Here is a 26,543-nt window from a genome sequence, read left to right as displayed (position 1 = left end):
TCGGGGGACCGTGCCGGAGGCGGCGATAGACCTATATCGGCTGGCGCAATTCGTAGCCGTCACCGACCACGAAAGTCTCTCCGCGGCCGCTGACCACCTTCACCTGACCCAGCAGGCGTTAAGCACGGCGATGCGCCGGCTCGAGCGTGCGCTCGGCGTGGGTCTGTTCGAGCGCAGCGGCCGCCGACTGACACTCACCGCACCGGGCCGAAAGCTTCGCGAGGGCGCGCCGTTGTTGCTTTCGGCCGCAACCGCGCTCGCCGATGCGACGCGACAGGTCGCAGCGGGAAGCTCGCCGCCGTTTGTCGTCGGGCATACGCCCGCGATCACCGCCGAAGAAATTTTCACGATTATCGAGCCGCTGCGGAGCGCGCTGCCCGAATTATCCGTCACGGCGCGTCAGATGTTTCCCGACGAGTTGCAGCGGGGACTGCTCGATCGCACCATCGACGTCGGTTTCCGTCGCGGCGCCACCACGCCTCCTGATCTCGCGGGAACCGTCACCGGCTATGACGAACTGCGGGTTGCGGTGCGCGCCGGACACCCGCTGGCCGGACAGGCTCGAATCGCCCTGACCGACATTGCGGCTTACCCGCTGGTCGTGTGGGCGCCGCCGACGTTCTCGTTCTACACCGACTTCCTCGTATCAGCTTGTCGCCGAGCGGGTTTCGAACCTGCACTGGTCGTCAACAAAACCCAGGGCACTCCGCCGGTCACGGCGGTCGCCGACAACGACTACGTCGCCCTGGTCACCGCGCCCAGCGGTACTGCACTGCAAGGTCGCGTCGAAGTCCGGCCATTGGTCGACCCGCCGCTGGTGCCGGTCCAGGCCCTGTGGCTGCCGCACACCCTGTCAGAACCGCGAAGCCTACTGCTCGCGCGACGTTCAGCCGGCTGAAGGGGGCAGATCGGCGCGGACGCTGCTTTGGACGTGCACGGGAATGTCATCGGCCCACGGCTGGGCGTCGGCCATGTCGGCGACGTCGACGTAGCCGCGCTCGAACTCACCCGTCGCCGCATCGACGAGCCGGTATTCCTGTCGCTGCTGATGGATTGGCTGCGAGTCGAGAATCACCACCCGCACCTCGCCAGGCTCGAACCCGCAGCGCTCCTGCAACGCCTCGATCAGGCACTCGTTGTGCATATGGCCGTCGCCGAAGTTCCAGCCGAGAACCATCGCGCAAAGATTCTCGCCTTCGCACACGTTGTAGTCGTCTTCGTCGTAGCCGGCCAGCGCGCGGTGTACCAGGGTGTAGAGCGCGCGCCCGTGCGTGTTCATGCCCCGGAACGCGAAGGCCAGGTGAATCGGCACCAAGGTTTCTTCTTTGGTCTTGTACAGCCGCTCGAGTTGCAGGTGATACATCGGACCGAGCGCGCGAGCGCCTATGCGAATCTTCTCGTCGGCTGACGGCTTGACACACCACTGGGTGGTGTCCCAGTTACCGGCGTAATACCGCATGCCGGGCAGGAAGGAAACCTTGCGCGGGAACAGGTTTCCGGCGACGACGGTTCCGGCGACGATTACGAACAGGACCGCGACGGGCAGCGGGTGGGCGAGGTTCGACAGCCCCAGCGACGCATGCGCGACGAACAGCCACAGCACCCCGAAGATCATGAACACATTCCACTCGAGCGGCACACCCATCGGGAACGCAAGCAGGATGTTCAGGTGGAACACGATCATCACGAACGCGGCGATGGTCGTCGGCCAGCCCCCGTGGGAGAAGAACAGCACCAGCGGGACCAGCCCTTCCACCGCGGTGGAGAAGTGCGCGATGAAACCCGCTAACACGCTGGGCCGCAGGTCATTTGGATACCGCTTGAATAAAGAGCGCTTGAGAAACCCCGAGGGGATGAACGGGTTGTTCGCCAGCATCGTCGAGATCACGAACGGAAAGTGCCTGTTGAGCTTCGATGTCGCCGCGCCCAGCCAGATGACCATGAAGACCACTTTCGCCCCCACGACACCGTCGGCTCCGGAGAACAGGAACGCTAGCGCCAGCGGCGCGTATACCTCGCCCCGAGCGGCCAGGAAGATCACCTTGTCGCGCAGGCCGAGCACAGCCAGGACGGACAGGATTGCGACGGTCTGCCACCGTGGCAGCACGCCGATTGCCGTGCCCAGGGCGGGAATTGGCCCGGTGCCGTCGGACACCAGAGCGATGGCGAGCACCGTAAGCAGGGTGCCGTAGAGCAGCGCATCGAGCGGGGTTCTGGTGCTGCCTTTGGTCAACGGCACCCGGTTGGGCCAGGGCGGCAAGCGGATGGTGCCGGGTCGCAGCCAGTACAGGATCGAACCCATGGGCGGAAAGTAGCGGCCCGCCAGTGGCCCGAAGCAGCAACCGAGACCGACGACTTCGAACAGCATTGTGTAGAGCACGGCCTTTTGGAAAACGATCGGTTCCGACCACCACGCGGCGACATTGGTGAGACCGTGGATTCTTTTGGTGGACAGGGCGAATAACCAGGCCCCGAGGATGTACAGGGCGATCTTCACGCCGTACATCACGTGCATCACCAACGGAGTGCCGAACCCGTTCTCGGCGATATGGCGAGTCATCGGCACAATGCGCTCCGCACGCGTGCGCTTGCTCCAGTCGGCCAGGTCGACGACGGGCAGATTGGGCTGAATGAACCCCATTGCGGCTCCTTGGACCCCGGTGCCGATCGGTGGTGATGGCGCCGATCGGCAGGCCTGGCACTACGGTCAGGAAGAAATTACTCCTGCGCGAGACCGAGGTTGAGGCAATCCACACTTTCCGCACGGCCGTGCGCCGGTCCACACTTGTGGGATGAAGTTACCTGATTGCATCCCGTTGAGCCGCCGGGCCCAGACGTCGCTGAGGCCGGCGTGATGGTGCCCCCCAATGACCCGGATCCCGACGCCCGCCCCCCGCTGAAGGGCCTGTCGGACGTTCGCGCGTTCTTCCATACAAACAAGGTGCCGCTGTACTTCATCTCGCCGACCCCGTTCAACCTGCTGGGCATCGATCGCTGGGTACGAAACTTCTTCTACCTGAACTACTTTGACTCATTCGAGGGCGTACATTCGCGCGTCTTCGTGCCCCGGCGGCGCGACCGCATCGATTTCGATTGCATGGGGGATGTATGCAATCACCTCCTGCGTGATCCCGAGACACTCGAGTTCATCGCAGGCCGAGGGCCCGGTGGCAAGGCCTGCTTCGTGATGCTCGACGAGAAGACCCAGGGCCTCGCGCAGGACGCGGGGCTAGAGGTCATGCATCCCGCGGCTGAACTGCGCCATCGCCTGGGCTCCAAGCTCGTCATGACGCGCCTGGCCGACAAAGCGGACGTGACCAGCGTGCCGCACGTGATCGGGCGGGCCGGGTCCTATGACGAGCTGTCGGCGCTCGCGCAAGGCGCCGGACTGGGCGATGACCTCGTCGTCGTGGCCGCCTATGGCGACGCTGGCAGCGCGGTGTTCTTTGTGCGCGGCCAGCGCGACTGGGACGACCATGCCGGTGAGCTGGCCGGGCAGGAAGTCAAAGTGATGAAGCGCATCCGCAATGTCGAGGTGTGCATCGAGGGCGCCGTGACCCGGCACGGCACCGTGATCGGCCCAGCGATGACGAGTCTGGTCGGTTACCCGGAGCTGACGCCGCACAAAGGCGGCTGGTGCGGCAATGACATCTGGCGTGAGGTGTTGCCGCCCGCAAAGACCCGCGCCGCGCGAGAAATCGTACGGAAGCTGGGCGACATCCTGAACCGCGAGGGATACCGCGGCTACTTCGAGGTGGACCTTCTTCATGACCTGGACTCCGACGAGCTCTATCTCGGCGAGGTCAACCCGCGCATCAGCGGCGCCAGCCCGATGACGAACCTGACCACCGAGGCCTACGCCGACATGCCGCTGTTCCTCTTCCACCTGCTCGAGTACATGGACGTGGAGTACGAGCTCGACATCGAGGAAATCAACTCGCGCTGGGAGCGGGGCTATGGCGAAGACGAAGTATGGGGTCAGTTGGTGATGTCCGAGACCTCGCCGGATATCGAGATTTTCACCGCGACGCCACGAACCGGTGTGTGGCGGATCGACGACGACGGGCGGGTCTCCTTCGCGCGCCCCGCCAACGACTGGGCCACCCTGCTTGACGGGTCCGAGGCCTTCTATATGCGCGTCGCGGCGCCGGGCGACTTACGCCTCGAGGGTGCCCAACTGGGCGTGCTCTTCACGCGCGGGCATCTGCAGACCGAGGACTACCAGCTCACCGAGCGGTGCCGGCGCTGGGTCAAAGGCCTCAAGGCGAAGTTCGCCTCCACCCCCCTGACGCCGGCTGCGCCGATCGTCTCGCGCCTCGTCGCCAGAGCGTGAGCAGTGTCCCGAGCGGGATCTCACTGGGCAACTGGCTGTCCGCGCCGTATTCGCACTGGTCATTCCAGCACGTCGCGGACTTCGTGCCGACCGCGGTGATCTCGCGGGGGACCGGGCCCGTCGCGGCGTTGCCCGCGGCCAGTGCTCCGGTGGCCGAGATCCGGGTGACCAGCTCCGACGGGATAGCGACCACCGTTGGCGCGGTGATGACCGCCACCGCTACCGACGGGTGGGCTGTCGCCCACCGCGGTTCGATAGTGGCCGAGGAGTACCTAGGTGGCTTGCAGGCCCAGACCCGGCACCTGCTGTTCTCGGTGAGCAAGTCGCTTGTGGCAGCCGTCGTAGGCGTGTTGCACGGGGCCGGTGAAATCGAGCTAGACGCCCCGGTGACGGCATACGTTCCCGCACTGGCGAACTGCGGCTATTCCGGTGCGACCGTGCGCCACCTGCTCGACATGAGGTCGGGTATCGCCTTCTCGGAAGACTACGGCGAGCCGGCCGCGGAGATACACCTTCTCGACCAGTCGATCGGGTGGGCGCCGAAAAGCAGCCCGGACAGCCCTTCCACGTTGCGGGGCTTTCTGCTGACCTTGCGGCAGAAGTCATCTCACGGCGGGCCTTTCGAATATCGCTCATGTGAAACCGATGTGCTCGGCTGGATCTGCGAGGTAGCAGGTGCCCAACGCATGCCCGAGCTGATGTCGGAACTGCTGTGGAGCCGTATCGGCGCCGAATGCGACGCCACCATCGGCGTAGACACCGAGGGGACCGGACTGTTCGACGGCGGCATCAGCGCCTGTCTTAACGACATGGTCCGGTTCGGGTCGCTGTTCTTGTGCGACGGTGCCTCATTGACCGGCCAACAAGTGGTTCCGTCGGCGTGGATCTCCGACACCCTCGACGGCGGGCCCGACTCGCGCCTGGCGTTCGCCGACGGCCCCGACGACACCGAAATGCCCGGCGGGATGTACCGCAACCAGATGTGGTTCCCCTACCCGGGCAGCAATGTCGTGTTGTGCCTGGGCATGTGCGGTCAGATGATCTACGTCAACCGCGCCGCGGAGGTGGTCGCCGCCAAGTTGTCCACCCAGCCCCACTCCCATGAGCCGCACATGTTGGACACGCTGCGCGCATTCGATGCGGTGGCACACGAGCTCGCTGAAACCTGATCGCGCCGTTGCTAATCCGGCGGCCTCGGCGGAAACTCAGCGCGTTCGTGGATGGCATCGCGGTAGGCGTACACCCTATTCGTAATCGTTCCCAGCACCGCGATGGTGCGGCCGTCACGCCCGTATGCGGCAATGAAGTCCCATGCGCGGGGATCGCCCTCGATGATCTCGAACGCGTCGTAATCGGTTGGGATACCGAGCATCTGCAGTTTGACGTCGTATTGATCGGACCAGAAATACGGCACTTCGTCGTAGGTTGCGGCGCGGTCTGGGCCTGCCAGCAGAGTCCGAGCCGCGGCTGCGCCCTGACGTCCCGCGTCGTCCCAGTGCTCGGTACGCAAGTGCCGCTCATACAGCGGATGCCACCAACGGGCGACATCACCGGCCGCGACGACGTCTGTTCCGCCTTCCACGGCGCCCGTGGCGTCGCACACCACCCCGTCGTCGACACGCAGCCCGGAGCCGTCGAGCCAGTCGGTGGCAGGGGTCACCCCTAGGCCGACGATGACGAGGTCGGCCGGAATCTGCGAATTGTCGGAGAGCCGAACCGCTTCCACCCGACCGTCTCCGACGAATGTGTCGACGCCGACACCGACCCGGATGTCCACCCCATGCTGACGATGCAGATCGGCCCAGCAGGCTGCCATCTCCTCGCCCAACGCGGTCAGCAGTGGGCCCGAGGCCTTTTCGATGAGCACCACATCCAGCCCGAGTGATCGGCAACTCGCGGCGACCTCGGCACCGATGAATCCGCCTCCGACCACGGCTACCCGGGGCTGCGAACCCAGTCGCTCCCGAATCGCCAGGCAGTCATCGACCGTGCGGAGCAACAACACCCCGTCGGGAACCGGACCGCCCGGCCATTCGCGCGGGACCGCGCCGCTGGCAATCACCAATCCGTCGAAATCCTGTGACAAGTCTTGGTTTTCGTCGCGCAAGTGCACGGTGCGGGCAGACATGTCCAACTTGATCGCCGACGCGCCCCTCAGCACGCGCGCCTCGAGCTCGAATTGAGGGGCCAGGTCGGCGCCCGCCCGATGAATCTGTCCGGTGAGCAGTTTCTTCGACAGCGGCGGTCGGTGGTAGGGGGCGTGTCGCTCGGAGCCGACGACGGTCAGCTCGCCGTCGTAGCCCTCCAGGCGGAGAGTCTCCGCCGCGCGTGTCCCCGCCACACCGCTACCGACGACGACAATCTGTCCTAGCTGACGACCGGGCATCGCTCAGTCCTTCACTGTGATCGCCTGCGTGGGGCAAGACACCTCGGCGCCTAACAACTGTTGTCGCAACTCCGTCGGGGGCTCCTCTTGGAGTAGGTGGAGTCCGTCTTCTCGTACGTCGAACACCTCGTGGCAGATGCTCATGCAGACGCCGTTGCCATCGCAGGTGTCGAGATCCACCGAAACTTTCATTGCACCGTCGCCCTTTCCATCGACTCGTCGGAACTGGTGCCTTGGTCCGGCTCCCCAGACCTGGCTTGAGAAAGCGCCCGCTCGCGGGCGGCCTTTGCCACCGGCGAGTAGTTCAAGTAGTCGACCGCCATCTGCGTGGACGCCTCGTCGTTTGGATGATGGCTGGGCCGCAGATACCGGACGGGCGTCGTCACCATAAGCTTCCACGGGCCCGGCAACCGATATTCGCGGGCGGCCCACAGCCAGTCCCGCCAGCGCCACTTGCGATCGATGGTCGGGTCCTGGGCCATCAGGTAGCGAGCCCCGGCGACCCACCAGCCAATGAACAACGGCGACGTGAAGAACATCGAGAACGCCCTGATCCAGTAGTTGCCGCTGACGTGCTGGAAGACGTCGTACACCAGCGAGCGATGCTCGACCTCCTCGGCGCCGTGCCAACGCAACAGGTCGAGCATCATGGGGTCGGCCTTCGCGTAGTCCAGGCCCCGATTCGTCAGCACCCACTGGCCCAACATCGCGGTGTAATGTTCCAGCGCGGCCACATCGGCCAGCCGCCGATACAGCCACCAACGCTTCATCGCCGGCGGAAACCACTTGGGCGCATCACCGAGCGTCCGGGACAACAGTCTCCCGAGTCGATCGGTGTACGGCTTGGTTTCGATGCCCTGTTCGGCCAAGTGATCCAGTACCACTTGGTGCGCCCAGGCGTGCCACGACTCCTGCTGAATGAACGGCTTGATCGCCGCCTCCAGCTCAGGGTCGTCGACCAGGGACGACGCCTCCAGGACGGCCTTGATGAAGTGCCGCTCCCCCTCGGGCAGCAACAGATGCAGGACATTGATCATGTGTGTCGAAAACGGGTCGTCGGGCACCCAGTGCAGCGGCGTCTCCGACCAGTCGAAGCGCACCATCCGGCGATACTTCGGGTGTCCCTCGTGATGAAGTTCGACTTCTGGCATGAAGCTCCTCCTGCTGACCGGCACTTGGTCTTTTGTTGCGTTCGTTTGAAGCGGTCGACCCAAGACAGAAGCGCCCGGCAGAACTCCGAAGTACGGACGCTCGTCGCCGTTGAACCGTTCCACCTCGCCGTCTACCCGCGCGACCGCAGGGTTATGCCTACCGGTGGTCCCGGATCTCTGAAAGTTTTCTGTCGAGGCGGATGCCTGCCCGGGTTAGCCGGCGATTCAGTTGACCGCTGAAGGCCTTGAAGGCCCGCGGCCGCGTCATCGCACAGTCGATAGTGATCGCGGCGGCGAGGAGGTCTCTTTGCCTAGGCCGAGATGAAGTACCGCAGCCACAGGTAGATAGCCGATATCGCGATGGATACCGCGGTGACCAGTACGCCTTTGCAGGTGAATTGCCAAAAGGAGATGGGATGGCCTGCGCGGCGGGCGATTCCGATCATGACGACGTTGGCGCTGGCTCCTACGGCGGTCAGGTTGCCGCCAAAGTCCGCACCCAGGGCAAGGGCCCACCACAACGCGCCGGGATGGACGTGGCTTGGCATGCTTGCGGCAAGGTCACTGACGATAGGCGTCATCGTTGCGACATACGGGATGTTGTCGATGATGCCTGATACCGGTGCGGAGACTCCAAGGATCAGCATCGCGGTCAGCAGCGCATTTCCCCCGGTTGCCTGCACCGCTGCCCGTGCCAGGTCGGCGATGAAGCCGGTCTTGACCAGCGCACCGACCATGACGAACAAGCCGGCGAAGAACAGCAGCGTGTCCCACTCCACGAGAGACAGATAATCGGATTGCTCCAGCCGCGACACGAGAACCAGGATGCCCGCACCGAACAGGGCGACCAGGGAAGGCTGGATATGCAGGACCGAATGCAAAATGAACGCGGCGAACACGAGAACGAGGACGACGCCGCACTTGATCAATAGCGAACGATCACGGATGGCTTCGCGCTCGTTGAGCGACATCACATCGGCGACCCGGTCGGCATCGACGGTAAAGCAACCGCGGAACAGGCGTGGCAGCATCGCGACGAAAACAGCCAGCACGACGATCACGATCGGCGCTATGTGGATCAGAAAGTCGTTGAACGACAAGCCCGCCCGGCTGCCGATAATAATATTAGGCGGATCACCGACCAGGGTGGCCGCGCCGCCGATATTTGACGCGAACACCTCTGCCATCAGAAATGGTGCGGGGTTGATTGCCAGTCGATCGCAGACCAGCAGTGTGACCGGTGCGATCAGCAACACCGTCGTGACGTTGTCCAGCAACGCCGACGCCAGCGCGGTGACCAGAACGAGCAGGATCATGATCCGCAGCGGCGAGCCATTCGCCCGTTTGGCTGCCCAGATTGCGACGTACTCAAATACGCCGGTCTGGCGTAACACGCTGACAATGACCATCATCCCGAATAGCAAAAAGATGACGTCCCAATCGATCCCGGTCTGCCGGGAGAAGAAGACATCGTCGGAACCGACGATCCCAATACCGACGACAACGGCAGCGCCGATTAGGGCGACGAGCGTCTTGTTGATCCGATCACTGGCAATCAGGCCGTAGGCGACCACGAACACGGTGATCGCAAGGACGGTCATCGCGGATCACTGCGCCATGTGCGGTCAGTTAATTGGAACTCCACATGCACGAAAACCGCTTGGGAGACGGACACCAGGAAGGGCCTTTCACGAGACGGGTGATCACTGCCGACCCGACTTCCCGGCGCACCACTGCAAAACCTACCCCAAACCGACCGTCTTGCACCAGATTCGTGGTGCCAACGTCGACGGGCAATTCCTTCGTCCAATCCGGCCAGGCCCCCGATCGAGGCGCTCGCTTGAGGCGTTGGGATTCTTCGCGTTGGGATCGTTTCCTGCGCAGGGCAATCGACGCTCTGATCAACGGCGCCAACGTGATGCGGCCCTGCCACGGATGAAACGGTTTGTCTAGCAGTCTCACTCGACCATGCGGAGGCTCGCAAGGCATAAGCCGCCGACAGCTCTTTCACAGCGTTCTCCATGTATACGGCCAGCAAGCCCAGGGAAATAGCACGATCGGACAGTTTGCCGATCACTGCATCCGGCGAGAAAGGGGTGGTGGATGGATTTTGGGCTGTTACCGCCCGAGATCAACTCAGGTCGCATGTACGCCGGTCCTGGACCCGGGCCGATGCTGGCCGCCGGAGCAGCCTGGGAGGCGCTGGCCGCGGAATTGCACGCGACCGTCGCCTCCTATTCCTCGGTGATCTCGCGGCTGGAGTTCGGCTGGGAGGGTCCTTCGTCGGCAGCAATGGCAGCTGCGGCCGCGCCCTACGCGATGTGGATGAGCGCCACCGCGGCGCAGGCGGAGCAGAGCGCCCTGCAGACCAGGGCGGCGGTTGCCGCCTACGAGGCCGCGTTCGCCGCAACGGTGCCGCCGCCGCTGATCGCGGCCAACCGTGTGCAGCTGTTGACGCTGATAGCGACAAATTTTCTGGGCCAGAACACTCCCGCGATCATGGCAACCGAAGCTCAGTACGCCGAAATGTGGGCGCAGGATGCGGCCGCGATGTACGGCTACGCCGGTTCCTCGGCGATCGCAGCGCAGATGACGCCGTTCAGTCAGCCGCCGCAAACCACCAACCCAGCCGGCACGGCGGGCCAGACCGCTGCAGTCGCGCAGGCCACCGGCGCATCGGTCGGGACGGACGCGCAAACGACCCTGCCGAAGCTGATGTCCGCTGTGCCACAGTCGCTGCAGAGCCTGGCTACCCCCGCCGCCGCTGCCGCGGCCGATCCGCCGTCGCTGCTCTCATCGCTCGACTCTGCACTTACCGGACCTCTGGGCCCGACGTCCTTGTTCGGCATCGCCGGCAGCCCATACCTCCTCGGGATCGAAAACTATCTGCTTCCCCAAAACGGAGCGAACCTGACCAGCGCGGCCGCGAGGCTGTCCAAGATCCAACGCGCGGCAAGTGGGCTTGCGCCGGGGATGCGGGTGGTGGGCGCGTCGAGCCCGGGCGGAGCTGCAATACCAGCGGGCATCGGCAGAGCCGGCTTGGTAGGCGGCTTGTCGGTGCCGCCAGGATGGGCCGCGGCGGCACCGGCGGTGCAGCCACTCGGCGCAGTCTTGCCGCAAACCACGCTGTCTACCGCTCCGGTGGCCCTCGCGGCAGACGGAGAGGGAACGCTGCTCAGCAATATGGCGCTGTCGAGCGTGGCCGGACCCGCGATGGCCGGTGCCGGCGGTAGCGCTGTCCGCACGGTAGGCGTGGGCGGCGGCACTGCATTCGGGAATTGCGCCACTACGGCAACCATCATCGTCATACCGGCCGACGACGCCGAGGAGTAGCCGCATTGCTTCGACCTACAGCGTTGCTTGCGAACAACGAACAGTTTCCCGCAAATCGCCTGCTGCCGAGGCGATTTAAAGCTGCGACCGCGAATGGCTGAGGGGTAGTGATGGATTTCGGAGTGTTGCCGCCGGAGATCAACTCCGGTCGCATGTATGCCGGCCCGGGATCGGGGTCGATGCTGGCCGCCGCGTCGGCGTGGGACGGGGTTGTCACCGAGCTGCAGTCAGCGGCGACGTCGTACCGGTCGGTGATCTTGGGCCTGACTGTCGGTTGGCAGGGTCCGTCATCGGCGACCATGGCGGCCGCGGTCGCACCGTACACGGGGTGGATGAGCACTACCGCAATGCAAGCCGAGCAGGCGGCGGCTCAGGCCAGGGCTGCAGCTGCCGCCTACCAGAGCGCGTTTGCGGCGACGGTGCCGCCGCCGGTGATCGCCGCCAACCGCAGTCAGCTGGCGGCACTGGTGCAGACCAACCTTCTGGGGCAGAACATGCCCGCCATCGCGGCCACCGAGGCGGAGTACTTGGACATGTGGGCCCGAGATGCCGCCGCAATGTACGGCTACGCCGCGGCCTCGGCGACCGCCACTCGGTTGACACCGTTCAGCCCGCCGCCGCAAACCACCGACCCAGGCGGGGTGGCAGACCAATCGGTCGCGGTTGCACACGCCGCCGGCACGGCACCGGCGAACGCGCAATCGGCATTGTCGCAGGTGATGTCGGCGACACCGCAGTCGCTGCAAAGTCTGGCCGCACCGGCCGCAGCGCCCGCGGCGGCCGATCCACCGTCGCTGTCGGGGTTGAGCACTTTCTTGGACAACCTGAATTCATCGCCGTTGGCGAAGATTGCCGCGAATATCGAGTTCGTCACGAAAGGTATCCGCCCGTTCAACGACACGGCGCTCAGTATCAGCTTGGGCTTGGTGGCGGCGGCACGGACCATCAACGACCAAGCAACAGCGCTCAGCAGCGAGACGGGGCTTCTTGCGTCGCGTGGCCTGGGTCTGGGCGCGCAAGTGTCCGGACCCGCGGCGGTATCGGCAGGTGTCGGCAGCGCGAACGTCGTGGGCGGGCTGTCAGTGCCGCCGAGTTGGGCCGCAGCCACGCCGGCGATCCGGCTTGCCGCCACCGCCTTGCAGGCCACCAGCGCGGGTGCCGCCCCGACGGTCGCCGCAAGCATCGAAAGTCTTTGCGGTGAACTGGCCTTGGCGAGCTTGGCAGGCAGCACGCTGGGCGCAACCGCTCCTCGCGCGATAGTCGCAACCGCCGGGCGAGGAGTAGGCGCCTTGAAACCGGATGAGGACGCCAAGACACCGGAAAAACTCAAGCGCGTCCTTACGGAACTCTCCGAGAAACCGGAGTCGGTACAGCACTGGCACACCGACAAGGCGCACCTGGAGGCCCTGTTGGACCAGCTGTCGAAGAAGCCAGGCGTCCATGCAGTGCATTTGTCGTCGGCCAGCAAGGTCAAACCCATGATGCCCAAGGCGCAGTGGGGATAGTGAAGGGAGACATCAAATGTCTTTTGTTACAACACAACCCGAGGCGCTGGCAGAGGCGGCGGGTGACCTGCACGGTATCGGGGCGGTGATGGCCGCTCAAAACGCAGCGGCGGCCGGCCCGACGACGGGAGTGCTTCCACCCGCGGCCGACGAGGTGTCGGCGCTGACAGCGGCACAATTCGCCGCCCACGCCACGATGTATCAGGCGGTCAGCGCTCAAGCAGCGGCCATCCACGAGATGTTCGTCAATGCGTTGGGAACCAGCGCTGTGTCGTACGCGGCGACCGAAGCCGCCAACGCTATCGCGACCGGCTAATGGCGTCGACGTCCGTTCAGTTTTTTCCAGTCCCAAGTATCGAATGTCTCTGTGTCGGTGTTCAATTGGCCGTGACACGCGAGGCTGAGCAGTTCTTGCGTTCGGCGGCCGTGCACGACCAGATCTGTTTGGTTTCCTCGCACCGGTATGGTGAAGCAAAGTTCAGGCGAAACCCGCGAAAGTTGTGCAGATGACGACCACGGAGTTGACGGGTGCCAGGGAACGGCTGATCGCTACCGCGTACGAGTTGTTCACCAGGCGTGGGATCTCTAACGTCGGCGTCGACGAGATTATTGCCAAGGCGGGTGTCGCAAAGGCGACCCTATACAAGTACTTTCCCTCCAAGGAGGACCTCGCCCTGGCGTTCTTGGAGCGACGCGGCGAATTGTGGACCGCTGAAGTGATCGATCGCCGGCCAACCGAACTCAGTGACGACCCGGTAGAGCAACTGCTGGCAACGTTCGACGTCCTCGACGCGTGGTTTCGTCCTCAACTCGACTACGAGGCCTGCTCCTTTGTGAAAGTCCTGTTCGAAGTCGGCGGTGAAGGGCGAGTCGGCGAAGCATGTGCAGCGCAGTTGGACAAGATCCGCGGCGTCTTCGCGACTCGGGCCAAAAAGGCTGGATTACGGGACCCCCGGGGCTTTTCCTGGGCATTCAACAGCTTGATCAAGGGCAGCATCGTGTGTGCCGCCGAGGGTGATCGGAATGCGGCGCGACGGGCCAGGCCTATGGCGGCCTGGCTGATCGATCAGCACCGATAGGCTGCCGGCGAATACCCCTTGCCACGGAACCGAACAGTTGGATTCTCTCGTTTCAGATCGGTCCGTCGACGCGACTTAAGCCGACATCTTCCGTTCGGTTGAGGCGTCCGACAGTTGTGCGCGCAGGCGCGCCAGTGCGGCGGCAAGAAGCCGGGACACATGTACCTGGGAGACGCCGAAATACTGTGCGATCTCAGCTTGAGTCAGGTGCTCATAGAACCGCATCTTCACGATCAGTTGTTGCCTGTCGGAAAGTTCGGTGATTGATCGAGCAACGGTCACCGCGTCCTCAACCGCGTTAAAGCGATGGTCGTCCGCTCCGTGACGCGACTCCATGCCATGGTCGGCGCAACCCCATGCGCGCGCATCGAGGGATGCTGGCCGATAGGCGTATGTCGCGTCCATCGACATGCTGATGTCTTCCCGCGCAACGTCCAGTTCCGTGGCCAGCTCGCGGGCCGTAGGCGCACGGCCAAGTCGCTGAGACAGCGGCTCGCTCGCGGCCCTTACCCGTCGATGGGTGTCCTTGATGCCGCGCGTGACATGCATTCCCCAAGTGGTGTCGCGAAAGTACCGCCGCACCTCACCCGAGATGACGATGACGGCAAACGGCCGGAAGCTTCCCTTTGCCGGGTCGTATCTGTCGATGGCCTTGATCAACCCGATCCGGGCAACTTGCGTCAGGTCGTCGCTAGGCTCACCGCGCCCGGCGAAGCGACGGGCGATGCGATCAGCCAGTGGCAGGCAGCCGACGATGATCTCGCGACGCCATTCACGACGCTCGTCACCCGTGGCCGCGTTGACCAGATATTCGAACAGCGCCTCGATATCGACCTGTCCGCCGTCGTCGGCCGTGGATGTGCGTGGTGGCTTCTGTTGGCAACTTAAGATCGCGGTAGGCGAACTTGTTCGGTTCATCACGCTCCTTACCCGCGCCGCCGAGAGCGCCATAGACAGATCTGTCTACTAGCACTGATACCACAGCGTAGACAGCTCTGTCTACCCCGGCGCCACTTGACAGCGTCGGATGTGAAACCAACACGAGTCATTCAGCAGTAGACCGAAAATTTGGTTCGAGCACGACTTCACGCAGTGCTCATCGCGAGTGCACCGACGCAACCGGACTGCAAAAGTATCTACGAGCGACGGCGGTTAACGAACGTCTGGAGACGGCGAACGGCACGAAGTTGTCGACCGTCGCGCCCTGGAGCGAAGAGGGGGATGATGACGGCCGCAACACCAACTATGGCGGCCATGACGCCGTACGACGAGTTCGTCGCCGCGACAAACGCGGCCTTACTGAGCTCGGCGAGTTGATGTCCTTGCGAGCCAAGATGATTGGCGACGGCGAGCGCTTTCGGCAATGAATTGGCAGCTGGCTCCCGAACATCCTTCGGAAAATTTCGCAAACTTGCTGCGATCCGATGGCTGTAGCTGCCGGCGAGAATCGAACCAGCTATGGCGATGCCAAGTGCACCTCCGATCTCGCGGGTGGCGTCATTCACCGCCGATGCGACGCCGTGCTTTTCGTCAGGGGCGGCGCTCATGATCGCCGAAGTCGTTGGCGCTGTGCACAGTCCAAATCCGGAACTGATCACCAGTAGTGGCCAGAACAAATCGAGAAAGGATGAAGCAACCCCAAGCGTCCGCATGTACAGGAATCCGACGGAGACCAATACCATGCTCAGGAGAATGACGGTTCGCAGGCCGAGTTTCGGTACATACCAGAATGACAGTGTCGAGAATGTGAGCAGCGGTATCACCATCGGGCTCAACGCGAACGCCGTCATCAATGGCGAATAACCCATCACCTCCTGGACGTATTGCGTGGTGAGATAGAAGAGAGCGAAGGTGGCTAAGAACACGACAGTTATTGCCGCCGCACCGGTTCCGAAATCGGGATTGGCGAATAGACGAATGTCGAGCAACGGCTGGCGGCGCCGAAACTCGATGAACCCGAATACCACCGCGAGAGCCGAGCCGCCGATCAGGCAGCCATAGACGCGGGTGTCTGCCCATCCGTAGGTGGGCGCTTGCAGAATTCCCAAGACGAATACTGCGACCGCCGCGGCAATCAGCACCGATCCGGGTAGATCGAGCGGCGGTGAGTGAGCGTGCCTTGACTCGGCGATGGTGAGAGTCAACAGGACCAGGGTCACTCCGCCGGCGGCTAGTGCCCAAAAGATGGACCGCCATGGCCAAAAATGCAGGAGCGTACCGGTGCCGAGCAAGCCGATGGCTCCCGCGGAACCGGCTACACCGGCCCAGACGCCAACGGCTTTCGTGCGGTCTTGCGGTGGATAGACGGCTGTCAGTAGGGAGAGCGTTGCGGGCATGACGAACGCGGCGCCAACACCGGCCAATACCCGTGCAGCGATGATCTGCATTGGGCTGTCGAAGATCAGCGGCAGCGATGATGCGATCGCAAAGATCACAAGTCCGGCAAGCAGGGCACTGCGCCGGCCGTAGCGGTCGCCGATGGCTCCCGCCGGCAGCAGCAGGCATGCGAGAGCCAGTGTGTAACCGTCGACCACCCACGTCATTTGGGCCTGCGTCGCGGAAGTCGCTAGTGCGATGTCGCTCAACGCGGTATTCAGAGCGGTCATCGAGGAAACGACCAAGGCAACGCCGGCGCACGCTACGAATAGAGTGCGGCGCCTCCGCGCGGCCGACCCGGCGACAGATGAATCATCCATCTCCTGGGATCCAATGGCCGGCGAGACGACGCGATCGATCAAAGTCTGGGTTCCTCCGTGTTCTTCCGTGTCCTATGCCTACCGCTGCCCCAGGGCCGGTGGCGGTCGGCGTGGATTGAACTCAAGGTACCGCTCGATTGGAACGCGGAGCAAAATGTGGGTCCGCAGTTGTAGCGACGAGCGCCCCCTGAAATCGTGCGCACTACACCTGCACGATGAATGTTGAGGTGCGAAACTGGACGGGCAAGGTACCAAGTCACGCGAGGGCTCGACATTACGAAGAACCGACCTCGACGTGATTTGCTGTGCGCGGTCTCCGGGCGGTCGAGGTCCGGTGACGGGATTCGGCCGGATCTCATGCCGAGCGGCCGCCTGACAACGGCCATGCGGCCGGCAAGGTAGCTTGAACTGCGGTAATGGGATTGTGCGCCGTCAGGGTTTCGAACCCCGGACCCGCTGATTAAGAGTCAGCTGCTCTACCAACTGAGCTAACGGCGCTTAAGCGGCCGAGACCGCGTACGCGACAATAACAGGCGTCCTGCCGCGGAAGGAAATCCCGGATCAGTCCAGGATAGCTGTTGAGCCTCGCGCAATCTCTGGCATTTAACACCCCGTCGGGCCCCGCTCCAGCGTGGTCAAACTCGCGCGCGTCGAGGCTATCGCGACCCGCAGCAGGCCCAAGGCGAAGCAGAAGTCGCCATCCGCCAACCGGGCGTAGGCGTCTAGCGTTTGCGGACGCCCGGATGCTGACTTAGTGTCACGAGCTTGTGTCCGAAAAGCCAGGACTTGGGGCACTGGGGCCCATATTGGCAAGGGCACCGGCCGTAACCCCTTAGAATATTCTCAACTATTCGGGGTCACTGGTGACCAACTAAGCCATATTTCCTGAAAGGCGGCTTGATGACGCCCTTGCGCAGACCACGATTATCGCTGGTGGTGGCGATGATCTCGGTTGCTGTGTTCGGCGTTGCCTGCAGCAGCAGCCCGGCCGCCTCGCCAGTGAAAGCCATCACAGACAAGGGCACGCCGTTCGCTGACCTGATGGTCCCCAAGCTCACCGCCTCGGTAACCGACGGCGCTGTCGGCGTCACCGTCGACGCACCCGTCACCGTCACTGTTGCCGACGGCGTCCTGGCCTCGGTCACCATGGTCAACGACAACGGCAGGTCGGTGGCCGGTCAGGTGAGCCCCGACGGATTGCGCTGGTCCACGACCGAGCAACTCGGCTACAACCGGCACTACACGCTGAACGTGAAGGCGCATGGACTGGGCGGTACGGCGAGCCGACAGATGAGCTTCGCGACCAGTTCGCCCGAGCACCTGACAATGCCCTACGTCAACCCGAGCGACGGCGAGGTGGTCGGCATCGGCCAGCCGGTGGCGATCCGGTTCGACGAGAACATCGCCAACCGCATGGCCGCCCAGAAAGCCATCACGATCACCGCCAATCCGCCGGTCGAAGGCGCCTTCTACTGGCTGAACAACCGCGAAGTGCGTTGGCGCCCAGAGCATTACTGGAAGCCAGGCACAACGGTCGACGTCGCAGTCAACACCTACGGCGTCGACCTGGGTGATGGCATGTTCGGCGAAGACAATGTGAAGACGCACTTCACAATTGGCGACGAGGTCATCGCGACGGCCGACGACAACACCAAGATGGTGACCGTGCGCATCAACGGTGAAGTGGTGAAGACCATGCCCACCTCGATGGGTAAGAACAGCACCCCGACCGCCAACGGCATCTACATCGTCGGTGGGCGGTTCAAGCACATCATCATGGATTCGTCGACCTACGGGGTTCCGGTTAACTCGCCCAACGGTTATCGCACCGATGTCGACTGGGCCACGCAGATTTCTTACAGCGGGATCTTCGTGCACTCGGCGCCGTGGTCGGTCGGCGCTCAAGGCAACACCAACACCAGCCACGGGTGTCTGAATGTGAGCCCCAGCAACGCCGTGTGGTTCTACGAGCACGTCAAGCGCGGCGACATTGTCGAGGTCGTCAACACCGTGGGCGGCACGCTGCCCGGGACCGACGGGCTGGGTGACTGGAACATTCCCTGGTCGCAGTGGAAAGCGGGCAACGCCAATACCTGACGCGTTAGCGCGTCAACTCGCGCAGTGGGGTGGCTGACGGGACTCGAACCCGCGACACCCAGGATCACAACCTGGTGCTCTACCAGCTGAACTACAGCCACCGTGGCCGCGCTGGGTCCTGCCCAACGAGCGGCGACGTCGATATTAGCGGGTCGGCGGCTCGTCAGCCGAATCGATTGATTCCGGGGCGCTTGAGCCGTTCTGCAGTTCGTCGGCCACTGCGGCGATTTCGCTGGTAGACGGCCCTGGCGGCGGCACGAATGCGGTGCGCCGGTAGAACTGCAACTCGCGGATGGATTCCTGAATGTCGGCCAGGGCGCGGTGCGTGAGCCCCTTGGTCGGCTGGCCGAAGTAGATCCGCGGATACCAGCGCCGGCAGAGTTCCTTGATGGAGCTGACGTCGATCATCCGGTAGTGCAGAAACGAGTCCAGTTGAGGCATGTCGCGGACGATGAACGAGCGATCGGTGGCGATCGAGTTGCCCGCCAGCGGGGCCGTCTTGGGTTGCTTGACGTGCTCGCCGATGTAGTCGAGCACCATCGATTCGGCGGTCGCCAAGTCGACCGTGGAAGCTTTCACCTCGTCGATCAACCCGGAGCGCGAGTGCATCTCGGCGACCACGTCGATCATCGACGCAAGCGCGGCATCGTCCGTGTGAATCACCACATCGATTCCCTCGCCGAGAATGTTGAGCTCTGCGTCGGTAACCAGGGCCGCGATTTCGATCAGCTTGTCCGAGCCCAGATCCAGACCGGTCATCTCGCAGTCGATCCACACCAATTCGTCGCGCACAGCGCTCTACAGTAGGCGCACGCCGGGCTGTGCCCCTGGTTCCCCTGAGGAAGTAGGCTCAGGCTTTGCCGGAGTTGACGGGAACCAGGCGGAAAGAGGGGCGCGGCACGATGAGCACCGAATCGGCGGCTGAAGGAGGCGGTGGGCCCGCCCAGCGGATCGCGGCGGGCTACGCGGTAGCCGGCCAGGCGCTGGAACTGGGCACGGTCGTCGTCGACGGCGAGGCAGATCCGGGCGCCCAGATCCGCATTCCGCTGGCCACCATCAACAGGCATGGCCTGGTCGCCGGGGCCACCGGTACCGGCAAGACCAAGACGCTGCAGCTGATCGCCGAACAGCTCAGCGCCGCGGGTGTGGCCGTGGTGATGGCCGACGTGAAGGGCGACCTGTCCGGTCTGTCCCGGCCGGGGGAGGCCAACGACAGGACCGCCGCGCGGGCCAAAGACACCGGCGACGATTGGCAGGCCACCGGATTCCCGGTGGAGTTTTTGTCGTTGGGCACCGGCGGAGTCGGCGTGCCGGTGCGTGCCACCATCTCCAGCTTCGGGCCGATTCTGCTGTCAAAGGTATTGGGGCTCAATGCCAGCCAGGAATCCACGCTGGGGTTGATCTTTCACTACGCCGACCAGCGGGGGTTACCGCTGCTGGATCTGAAGGATTTACGTGAGGTCATCACCTTTTTGACCAGCGATGAGGGCAAGCCTGAGCTGAAAAACCTTGGGGCTGTTTCGTCTACGACAGCCGGAGTGATCCTGCGGGCGTTGGTCAACCTGGAATCCGAGGGCGCTGACACTTTCTTCGGCGAGCCGGAATTAGACCCCGACGACCTGCTGCGCGTCGACGATCAAGGGCGCGGCGTCATCTCATTGCTCGAGCTCGGCGCGCAGGCCGCGCGCCCGGTCATGTTCTCCACCTTTCTGATGTGGGTGCTGGCCGACCTTTTTCAGCACCTGCCCGAGGTGGGTGACGCGGACAAACCCAAGCTGGTGTTCTTCTTCGACGAGGCGCACTTGCTGTTCGCCGACGCGTCCAAGGCCTTCCTCGAACAGGTCGAGCAAACGGTCAAGCTGATTCGCTCCAAGGGCGTTGGGGTGTTCTTCTGCACCCAGCTGCCCACCGACCTGCCCAACGACGTGCTGTCCCAACTGGGCGCCCGCGTTCAGCACGCGTTGCGCGCGTTCACGCCGGACGACCAGAAGGCGCTGAGCCGAACCGTACGCACATATCCGAAAACCGATGTCTACGACCTGGAATCGGCGCTGACGTCGTTGGGCATCGGCGAGGCCGTCGTCACCGTGCTGTCGGAGAAGGGGGCACCGACGCCGGTCGCGTGGACCCGCATGCGGGTGCCCCGTTCACTGATGGCGGCCATCGGCGCCGACGCGATCGGCGCGGCGGCCAAAGACAGCCCGTTGCAAGCCAACTACGGGCAGACCATCGACCGCGACTCGGCCTACGAGATGCTGCGGGCCAAGCAGGCCGCCGGACCACCCTCGTCCGAGCCGGGTGCCGACAGCCCACCGGCGGACACCGACGTGCCGCCGATGCCCGCGCCGGCCGAGAAAAAGGGCCCGAGCATCTTTGAGCAGGTATTGCACGATCCGACCGTGAAAAGTGCGATCAACACCGGCGTACGCGAGATCACTCGCAACATATTCGGCACCGGACGGCGCCGCAGAAGGTAACGGTTCGGTTAGCCGCCGAGCTTCTTGTAGAAGCTGCCCACTATTGGCGCGACGATGGCGCGCGGAGCGTACTGGCTTGCCACTGACATGGCTTTCGACGTCAGCCCTGGGACGACGCGCATCTTGTTGCGTTCCAATGCATCCAGTGATACCCGGGCAGTGTGTTCCGTCGAGATCCACAGGAAGTCGGGGACCAGTCGTTCGACCAGCGAGGCTTCGGATTCGTCGGGTAGCTCGGTGCGCACCGGGCCCGGCGCCAACAGCGTGACGTGCACGCCGGAACCGCGCAGTTCACCGCGCAACGATTCACTGAAGGTATTCGCGAACGCCTTCGTCGCCGCATAGGTGGCGTTGTAGGGAATCGGCGAATTGCCCGCCGCCGAACCGGAAATCAAAATGCCGCCGGCCTTGCGCTCGATCATGCCCAGTAGCACCGCCAACGTAAGATCGTGCACCGCAACGGCGTTCAGCTGTACCTGGGCCTTCTCACCCGCCGGGTCGAGGCTGGCGACCGGACCGAAAGTCGCAGTGCCGGCATTGGCGCACAGGATCGAGACGGGGCGGTTGGCCAACTCGTCGCAGAGCTTCGCCCGTTCTTCCGGGTCGGCCAGGTCGGCGGGTCTAACGTCCACGGCGACGCGGTATTTGTCGACCAGTCGCGCGGCCAGGTCGGTGAGCACGTCCTCACGCCGCGCGGTGACGATCAGGTTGTGTCCGCGTGCGGCAAGTTCGGTGGCCAGCGCTTCGCCGATGTTTTGCGAAGCTCCGGTGACAACGGCGCGCGCCTCGGGATTGGGGGCGGGTATCGGCATGCGGCCAATCGTAGACAGGGCACCCTGCGCGGTTGTTGCGTAGCCGGGCGCAGCGGGTCGTCTGCCCGACAAATAGAGTCCCCGGCATGAGCCATCCGGCCTCGGGCACGATCACGCGGTCTCGGGTAATTGCGTGGGCGCTGTGGGACGCCGGGTCGACCGGTCTGAGCGCGGTCGTGGGGACCTTCGTGTTCGCCGTCTACCTGACCAGCTCGGTGGGCGTTGGCATCTCCGGCGGTACCAAGCCGGAAAGCTGGCTGGGCCGTGCCGCGGCGGTCGCGGGGTTGACTATCGCGGTGCTGGCGCCAGCCGTCGGCGTTTGGGTGGAATCACCACACCGCCGGAGGGTGGCGCTGAGCGTGTTGACCGGCATGGCGGTGACACTGACCAGCGCGATGTATCTGATCCGCCCTCAGCCCGTCTACTTTTGGGCCGGGCTGGCCCTGCTGGGGGCGACTGCGGCGTGCACCGACCTTGCGAGCGTTCCGTACAACGCTATGCTGCGTCAGCTATCCACGCCGGAGACATCCGGCCGAATCTCCGGATACGGCTATGCAGCTGGTTATTTCGGCAGTGTTCTGTTGTTGCTGCTCGTCCTATTCGGTTTCGTTTCCGGAAAGGGCGACGAGCGTGGGTTACTTCACGTGCCGCTCCACGACGGACTCTATGCCCGCACGGCCCTGCTGCTCGCCGCAGCCTGGCTGGCCGTCTTGGCCCTGCCATTGCTATTGGTTGCACACCGGTTACCCAATGCCAATGAGGTATCAGACCAGACCAGCATCTTGGGCGGTTATCGCAAGCTGCTGACTGAGGTGCGCGCGGAGTGGCGACGCGACCGCAACCTGGTCTTCTTCTTGGTCGCCAGCGCGCTCTTCCGGGATGGATTGCAGGCGATATTCGGCTTCGGTGCGGTGCTGGGCGTCAGGGTTTACGGCATCTCGAGAGCCGACATACTGATATTCGGTGTGGCGGCCCTCGTGGTTGCGGCGGTAGGGGCGGTGGTCGGCGGCTTCGTCGACCACTGGATCGGATCCAAACCGGTCATCATCGGGTCACTGCTCGTGATCCTCAGCGTGGGACTGATGTTGATGGGATTGTCCGGTCCGGTGGCGTTCTGGGCGTGCGGACTCGTCTTGTGCCTGTTCATCGGACCGGCGCAGTCGTCGTCGCGCACGTTGTTGTTGCGCATGGCCAAGCATGGCAAGGAGGGGATGGCGTTCGGCCTGTACACGATGAGTGGGCGCGCGGCGCAGTTCGCGGCGCCGTCGCTGTTCTCGGTGTTCGTCGACTTCTTCGGCACCGCGCGCGCCGGTCTGGGTGGCATCGCGCTGGTTCTGGCCGCGGGCATCCTGGCGATGCTGGTGGTACGTGTCCCACGACTGCGCGTTGCCGAGGCTTAGCTCGGTGGCGCGTTGCAGATCGTGAGACCCACGCCCTCGCGCTGCAGCACCTGAACCCCCGCGACCGTCAGGGTGCAGGTGACGTTGTGGCCGATATTGATGATCGTCAGGATCGGTGGGTGAAGGGACGACTTGGTCAGGCTGACCTCTTTGCTCCACGGCAGAGCGACATTGAACTCGGTCTGCATCACATCGCCGGTGTCCATGTAGCTGATGCTGATCGCCCGGCCGTCGCCGACGACGTTGTAGACAACGCTTTGCACGACGGCTGGCCCGGTTGTCTCAGTCGGCGCCCCCGTGGGCGGGGGCAGAGGCCGCGGGTGACGCGAGGTCGACGGGGCTGCCGACCGGGACGGCGTGGTCGAGCTCGACTCGGGCATGGCCGGCAACGGCGGGACAGCGGTCTGGGTTTTGACCGCGCCGTTAGCCAAGAACAGTGCGACAACCAGGCCGACAACCAGCATCACCGAGGCGCCTGCCAAGAACCACAACCAACGCGGTGATTTCGGCCCGTCCGGCAGCGGGGCCGCCGGGTCTTGCCGAGGCCGTTCCCCGGACCGTGCCTGCTCCTCTTGCCAGTAGGCGGGCAACTCCAGGGTCGGGTTCGCCTCGGTGTGGAGCGGCGCCCATTGGGCAGCCGATCCGGCGTAGGTCTGCGCATACGGCGCCTGCTCGGCGTAGGCAGGGTCGATGTAGGGCTGATCCTTGGGATCGCTCGCGTCAGACCCCTCTTGAGGGGCACTCGACCACTCAGGACGACGCGGATCGGTCATGCCCACCTCATGGATTGCAGGGTACCTGCGCCGGGCGTTTTGGCGAGTCCGCGCTGGTGCGGCGCCTCAGACCAATCAGCTGACCTGCTGGTCGCGGGCCGATAGGGCCGCAACCGTCATCGCCCGCATGACGGCGCGCGAACGCGGCGCACCCACGGGCTTGGCGTCAGCCGATTTCATGCTGTGTGGCGTCGAATTCAGCAATCCGAAGGCAGCGTGCGCCATCACCCGAGCATCGGCTTCGGCCAATTCGGGATTCAGCTCGCGCAGCACGCCGACCCAGATCTCTACGTATTGCCGCTGGGCTTTGCGCACCTGCCGCTGCGCCGCCGCCGGCAGGTGGGCAAGGTCTCGGTCCTGGATCCGGATCAGGTTCGGTTCGCCCAGCGCGAAGTCCAGATGAAAATCGATCAGGCCGTCCAGTGCGGCGGACGCGTCGCGACGACGGTCGATTACCTCTCGCGCACCGGCGAGTAGCCGGGCGCTGATCCCGACAAGCAACTCGACCAGCAGTGATTCCTTGTTGGGGAAGTGCCGATAGATGGCCGGACCGCTGACGCCGGCCGCGGCGCCGATGTCTTCCAGCCGCACCGCCAGGAAACCGCGTTCGGCGAACAGCCGTTCGGCGGCCGACAGCAACTGCAGGCGCCGGTCGGACTTCAACTGGCTGCGTCGGTTCGGCGCCTCGGCGGGGCCTTGCCGGCCGTCTGAAGCGGACGCTGTCACCACGGACCTCCGCCCAAGTCGTCCTGGACACTTCGGTTAATCGTCACTAACGTAGCACGAGTTACGTGCAATTAACTCAATTCGCACGGTAAGCGCCAGGCGGAGGAATCGTGGCAACGCCATCACCTCAACAGCCGCTGTCCTATGACCGGGGACCGAGCCGACCTCCGCTGCTCGAGACCACAATCGGCGCCAACTTCGCCACCGCCGCTGCCCGGTACGCGCGCCGGGACGCGCTGGTCGACGTCTGCGCAGGCCGCCGGTGGACCTATGGCGAACTGCTGGGCGCCGTGCGCCGACTTGCGGCGGGGCTGTTGCGGGCCGGGATCGGGACCGGCGATCGGGTCGGCATCTGGGCGCCGAACCGGTGGGAATGGGTGGTAGTCGAGTACGCGACCGCCGAGATCGGCGCGATTCTGGTGTCCATAAATCCGGCCTACCGGGCTCGCGAATTGGAGTATGCGCTAAGGCAATCCGGGGTGGCGATGGTGATCGCCGCGCCGAGTTTCAAGACCACAGACTATGCCGCGATGCTCGCGGAAGTCGCTCCACGTTGCCCGGACCTGCGCGACGTCGTGCTGATGGAAAGCGATCGCTTTGCACAACTGGCCGCGACCGACGCGGACCCGACCGCGCTGGCGAACATCGCAGCGACCCTGGACCCCCGCGATCCCATCAATATCCAATACACCTCTGGCACAACGGGATCGCCGAAAGGTGCCACGTTGAGCCACCGCAACATCCTCAACAACGGCTATTTGGTGGGCGAGCTGCTCGAGTACACCGAGGCGGATCGGATCTGTATCCCGGTGCCGTTCTATCACTGCTTCGGCATGGTGATGGGCAACCTCGCGGCCACCAGCCACGGCGCCTGCATGGTGATTCCGGCTCCTGGCTTCGAGCCAGCCGCCACCCTGCACGCCGTCCAGGCCGAACGCTGCACGAGCCTCTATGGCGTGCCGACGATGTTCATCGCCGAACTCGGCCTGCCCGACTTCGCCGGCTACCAGCTCGACAGTTTGCGTACCGGGATCATGGCCGGCTCGTCGTGCCCGGTCGAAGTGATGCGCAAGGTGGTGGACCGCATGCATATGGCGGGAATCTCGATCTGCTACGGCATGACCGAGACGTCGCCGGTGTCGACCCAGACGCGCACGGATGACCCGTTGGACCGCCGCGTCGGCACCGTCGGGCGGGTGGGTCCCCACCTGGAGATCAAGGTGATCGACCCAGGCAGCGGCAAGACGGTTCCGCGCGGGATGGCCGGAGAATTCTGCACCCGCGGCTATTCGGTGATGGCCGGCTATTGGAACGAGCCGGAGAAGACCGCCGAAGTGATCGATCCCGACGGCTGGATGCACACCGGTGATCTGGCCGCGATGGACGAGTGCGGCTATGTCGAGATCATGGGCCGGATCAAGGACATCGTGATCCGCGGCGGCGAGAACATCGCTCCGCGCGAGATCGAGGAATTCCTCTACACCCATCCCGACATCGTCGATGCCCAGGTCATCGGGGTGCCCGACGCGCGCTACGGCGAGGAGCTGATGGCGGTGGTCAAGCTGCGCGACGGGGCGGAGGTGCTGACCGTCGACGCCCTGCGTGACTTCTGCGGTGGCGAGATCGCGCACTTCAAGATCCCGCGCTATCTGCGGATCGTGGACGAATTCCCGATGACCGTCACCGGAAAGATCCGCAAAGTGGAGATGCGTGAACAGGCAATCGAGTATCTGCGCGGACAGCACTGAGCCTCGGCGTGGACTCGGACGCTCTGG

23 protein-coding genes and 2 tRNA genes are annotated in these 26,543 nt (G+C 64.2%); 11 read left to right on the top strand and 14 right to left on the bottom strand.

The window, feature by feature from the left end; translation table 11 throughout:
• Window positions 1-10 precede the first annotated feature (10 nt).
• Entirely contained in the window at window positions 11-898 is an 888-nt protein-coding gene (locus A9W99_RS21735; protein WP_082930148.1) for a LysR family transcriptional regulator, read from the top strand.
• On the opposite strand, the gene A9W99_RS21730 is transcribed toward A9W99_RS21735, so the two are convergent.
• A complete protein-coding gene (locus A9W99_RS21730; protein ID WP_067383054.1) occupies window positions 887-2,641 on the bottom strand; it encodes a DUF3556 domain-containing protein in 1,755 nt (584 codons plus the stop codon). The genes A9W99_RS21735 and A9W99_RS21730 overlap by 12 nt on opposite strands.
• A 213-nt stretch (window positions 2,642-2,854) precedes the next feature.
• Here A9W99_RS21730 and A9W99_RS21725 point away from each other — a divergent pair, with 213 nt between their 5' ends.
• Complete coding sequence (locus A9W99_RS21725; protein ID WP_067383051.1) at window positions 2,855-4,333, top strand: biotin carboxylase; 1,479 nt, start codon at window positions 2,855-2,857, stop codon at window positions 4,331-4,333.
• Window positions 4,330-5,502, top strand: coding sequence for a serine hydrolase domain-containing protein (locus A9W99_RS21720; protein WP_067383048.1), 1,173 nt, complete (start codon window positions 4,330-4,332; stop codon window positions 5,500-5,502). The genes A9W99_RS21725 and A9W99_RS21720 overlap by 4 nt, the downstream gene beginning before the upstream one ends.
• An 11-nt stretch (window positions 5,503-5,513) precedes the next feature.
• Here the strand turns inward: A9W99_RS21720 and A9W99_RS21715 are convergent, their stop codons facing one another.
• From A9W99_RS21715 to A9W99_RS21700, 4 genes are all read right to left on the bottom strand, one after another.
• Window positions 5,514-6,719 carry an NAD(P)/FAD-dependent oxidoreductase gene (locus A9W99_RS21715; protein ID WP_067383045.1) on the bottom strand — a complete coding sequence of 402 codons (1,206 nt, stop codon included), beginning with the start codon at window positions 6,717-6,719 and terminating at the stop codon, window positions 5,514-5,516.
• 3 nt (window positions 6,720-6,722) lie between these two features.
• On the bottom strand, window positions 6,723-6,911 hold the full coding sequence (locus A9W99_RS21710; RefSeq protein ID WP_067383042.1) for a ferredoxin: 189 nt from the start codon (window positions 6,909-6,911) through the stop codon (window positions 6,723-6,725).
• On the bottom strand, window positions 6,908-7,870 hold the full coding sequence (locus tag A9W99_RS21705) for a metal-dependent hydrolase (protein WP_067383701.1): 963 nt from the start codon (window positions 7,868-7,870) through the stop codon (window positions 6,908-6,910). The genes A9W99_RS21710 and A9W99_RS21705 overlap by 4 nt, the downstream gene beginning before the upstream one ends.
• Before the next feature lie 311 nt (window positions 7,871-8,181).
• On the bottom strand, window positions 8,182-9,471 hold the full coding sequence (locus A9W99_RS21700) for an ArsB/NhaD family transporter (protein ID WP_067383039.1): 1,290 nt from the start codon (window positions 9,469-9,471) through the stop codon (window positions 8,182-8,184).
• A gap of 502 nt (window positions 9,472-9,973) precedes the next feature.
• On the opposite strand from A9W99_RS21700, the gene A9W99_RS21695 reads away from it, so the two are divergent.
• The 4 genes from A9W99_RS21695 (at window position 9,974) to A9W99_RS21680 (ending at window position 13,787) form a co-directional block, all read left to right on the top strand.
• On the top strand, window positions 9,974-11,203 hold the full coding sequence (locus tag A9W99_RS21695; protein ID WP_067383036.1) for a PPE family protein: 1,230 nt from the start codon (window positions 9,974-9,976) through the stop codon (window positions 11,201-11,203).
• 110 nt (window positions 11,204-11,313) lie between these two features.
• Window positions 11,314-12,708 carry a PPE family protein gene (locus A9W99_RS21690; protein ID WP_067383033.1) on the top strand — a complete coding sequence of 465 codons (1,395 nt, stop codon included), beginning with the start codon at window positions 11,314-11,316 and terminating at the stop codon, window positions 12,706-12,708.
• A 16-nt stretch (window positions 12,709-12,724) separates the two neighbouring features.
• Complete coding sequence (locus A9W99_RS21685; RefSeq protein ID WP_067383030.1) at window positions 12,725-13,024, top strand: PE family protein; 300 nt, start codon at window positions 12,725-12,727, stop codon at window positions 13,022-13,024.
• Window positions 13,025-13,214: 190 nt separating this feature from the next.
• On the top strand, window positions 13,215-13,787 hold the full coding sequence (locus tag A9W99_RS21680) for a TetR/AcrR family transcriptional regulator (protein WP_067383027.1): 573 nt from the start codon (window positions 13,215-13,217) through the stop codon (window positions 13,785-13,787).
• A 75-nt stretch (window positions 13,788-13,862) separates the two neighbouring features.
• On the opposite strand, the gene A9W99_RS21675 is transcribed toward A9W99_RS21680, so the two are convergent.
• From A9W99_RS21675 to A9W99_RS27430, 4 genes are all read right to left on the bottom strand, one after another.
• Window positions 13,863-14,738 carry a sigma-70 family RNA polymerase sigma factor gene (locus A9W99_RS21675; protein ID WP_253870196.1) on the bottom strand — a complete coding sequence of 292 codons (876 nt, stop codon included), beginning with the start codon at window positions 14,736-14,738 and terminating at the stop codon, window positions 13,863-13,865.
• A gap of 185 nt (window positions 14,739-14,923) precedes the next feature.
• Entirely contained in the window at window positions 14,924-16,525 is a 1,602-nt protein-coding gene (locus A9W99_RS21670; protein ID WP_082930146.1) for an MFS transporter, read from the bottom strand.
• 383 nt (window positions 16,526-16,908) lie between these two features.
• A tRNA-Lys gene (locus A9W99_RS21665) sits at window positions 16,909-16,981 on the bottom strand.
• A 359-nt stretch (window positions 16,982-17,340) separates the two neighbouring features.
• Window positions 17,341-17,493, bottom strand: coding sequence for a hypothetical protein (locus A9W99_RS27430; RefSeq protein ID WP_253870284.1), 153 nt, complete (start codon window positions 17,491-17,493; stop codon window positions 17,341-17,343).
• On the opposite strand from A9W99_RS27430, the gene A9W99_RS21660 reads away from it, so the two are divergent.
• On the top strand, window positions 17,426-18,580 hold the full coding sequence (locus A9W99_RS21660) for an Ig-like domain-containing protein (protein WP_253870258.1): 1,155 nt from the start codon (window positions 17,426-17,428) through the stop codon (window positions 18,578-18,580). The genes A9W99_RS27430 and A9W99_RS21660 overlap by 68 nt on opposite strands.
• Before the next feature lie 25 nt (window positions 18,581-18,605).
• On the opposite strand, the gene A9W99_RS21655 is transcribed toward A9W99_RS21660, so the two are convergent.
• Both A9W99_RS21655 and orn read right to left on the bottom strand, forming a co-directional pair.
• A tRNA-His gene (locus A9W99_RS21655) sits at window positions 18,606-18,681 on the bottom strand.
• Window positions 18,682-18,724: 43 nt separating this feature from the next.
• Complete coding sequence (gene orn / locus A9W99_RS21650) at window positions 18,725-19,372, bottom strand: oligoribonuclease (protein ID WP_067383018.1); 648 nt, start codon at window positions 19,370-19,372, stop codon at window positions 18,725-18,727.
• Between the two features lie 110 nt (window positions 19,373-19,482).
• On the opposite strand from orn, the gene A9W99_RS21645 reads away from it, so the two are divergent.
• Window positions 19,483-21,057, top strand: a complete 1,575-nt coding sequence (locus A9W99_RS21645; protein ID WP_067383015.1) for a helicase HerA-like domain-containing protein — start codon at window positions 19,483-19,485, stop codon at window positions 21,055-21,057.
• An 8-nt stretch (window positions 21,058-21,065) separates the two neighbouring features.
• Here A9W99_RS21645 and cmrA read toward each other — a convergent pair whose 3' ends face one another.
• Complete coding sequence (cmrA, locus tag A9W99_RS21640) at window positions 21,066-21,869, bottom strand: mycolate reductase (protein ID WP_067383012.1); 804 nt, start codon at window positions 21,867-21,869, stop codon at window positions 21,066-21,068.
• 86 nt (window positions 21,870-21,955) lie between these two features.
• Between cmrA and A9W99_RS21635 the strand changes: the two genes are divergently transcribed.
• Window positions 21,956-23,269: an MFS transporter gene (locus A9W99_RS21635; protein WP_067383009.1), complete on the top strand. Its 1,314-nt coding sequence runs from the start codon at window positions 21,956-21,958 to the stop codon at window positions 23,267-23,269.
• On the opposite strand, the gene A9W99_RS21630 is transcribed toward A9W99_RS21635, so the two are convergent.
• Together A9W99_RS21630 and A9W99_RS21625 are read right to left on the bottom strand one after the other, a co-directional pair.
• On the bottom strand, window positions 23,266-24,042 hold the full coding sequence (locus tag A9W99_RS21630) for an MmpS family transport accessory protein (protein ID WP_067383006.1): 777 nt from the start codon (window positions 24,040-24,042) through the stop codon (window positions 23,266-23,268). The genes A9W99_RS21635 and A9W99_RS21630 overlap by 4 nt on opposite strands.
• A gap of 75 nt (window positions 24,043-24,117) precedes the next feature.
• Window positions 24,118-24,768 carry a TetR/AcrR family transcriptional regulator gene (locus tag A9W99_RS21625; RefSeq protein ID WP_067383699.1) on the bottom strand — a complete coding sequence of 217 codons (651 nt, stop codon included), beginning with the start codon at window positions 24,766-24,768 and terminating at the stop codon, window positions 24,118-24,120.
• Between the two features lie 110 nt (window positions 24,769-24,878).
• Here A9W99_RS21625 and A9W99_RS21620 point away from each other — a divergent pair, with 110 nt between their 5' ends.
• Window positions 24,879-26,516 carry an AMP-binding protein gene (locus A9W99_RS21620; protein ID WP_067383003.1) on the top strand — a complete coding sequence of 546 codons (1,638 nt, stop codon included), beginning with the start codon at window positions 24,879-24,881 and terminating at the stop codon, window positions 26,514-26,516.
• Window positions 26,517-26,543: the final 27 nt, after the last annotated feature.

The organism is Mycobacterium sp. 1164966.3, from assembly GCF_001665395.1.
In the GTDB taxonomy this organism is placed as follows: Bacteria; Actinomycetota; Actinomycetes; order Mycobacteriales; family Mycobacteriaceae; genus Mycobacterium.
The sequence above is the reverse complement of the archived record's forward strand: the minus strand, read 5'-3'. Positions and strand labels throughout refer to the sequence as shown.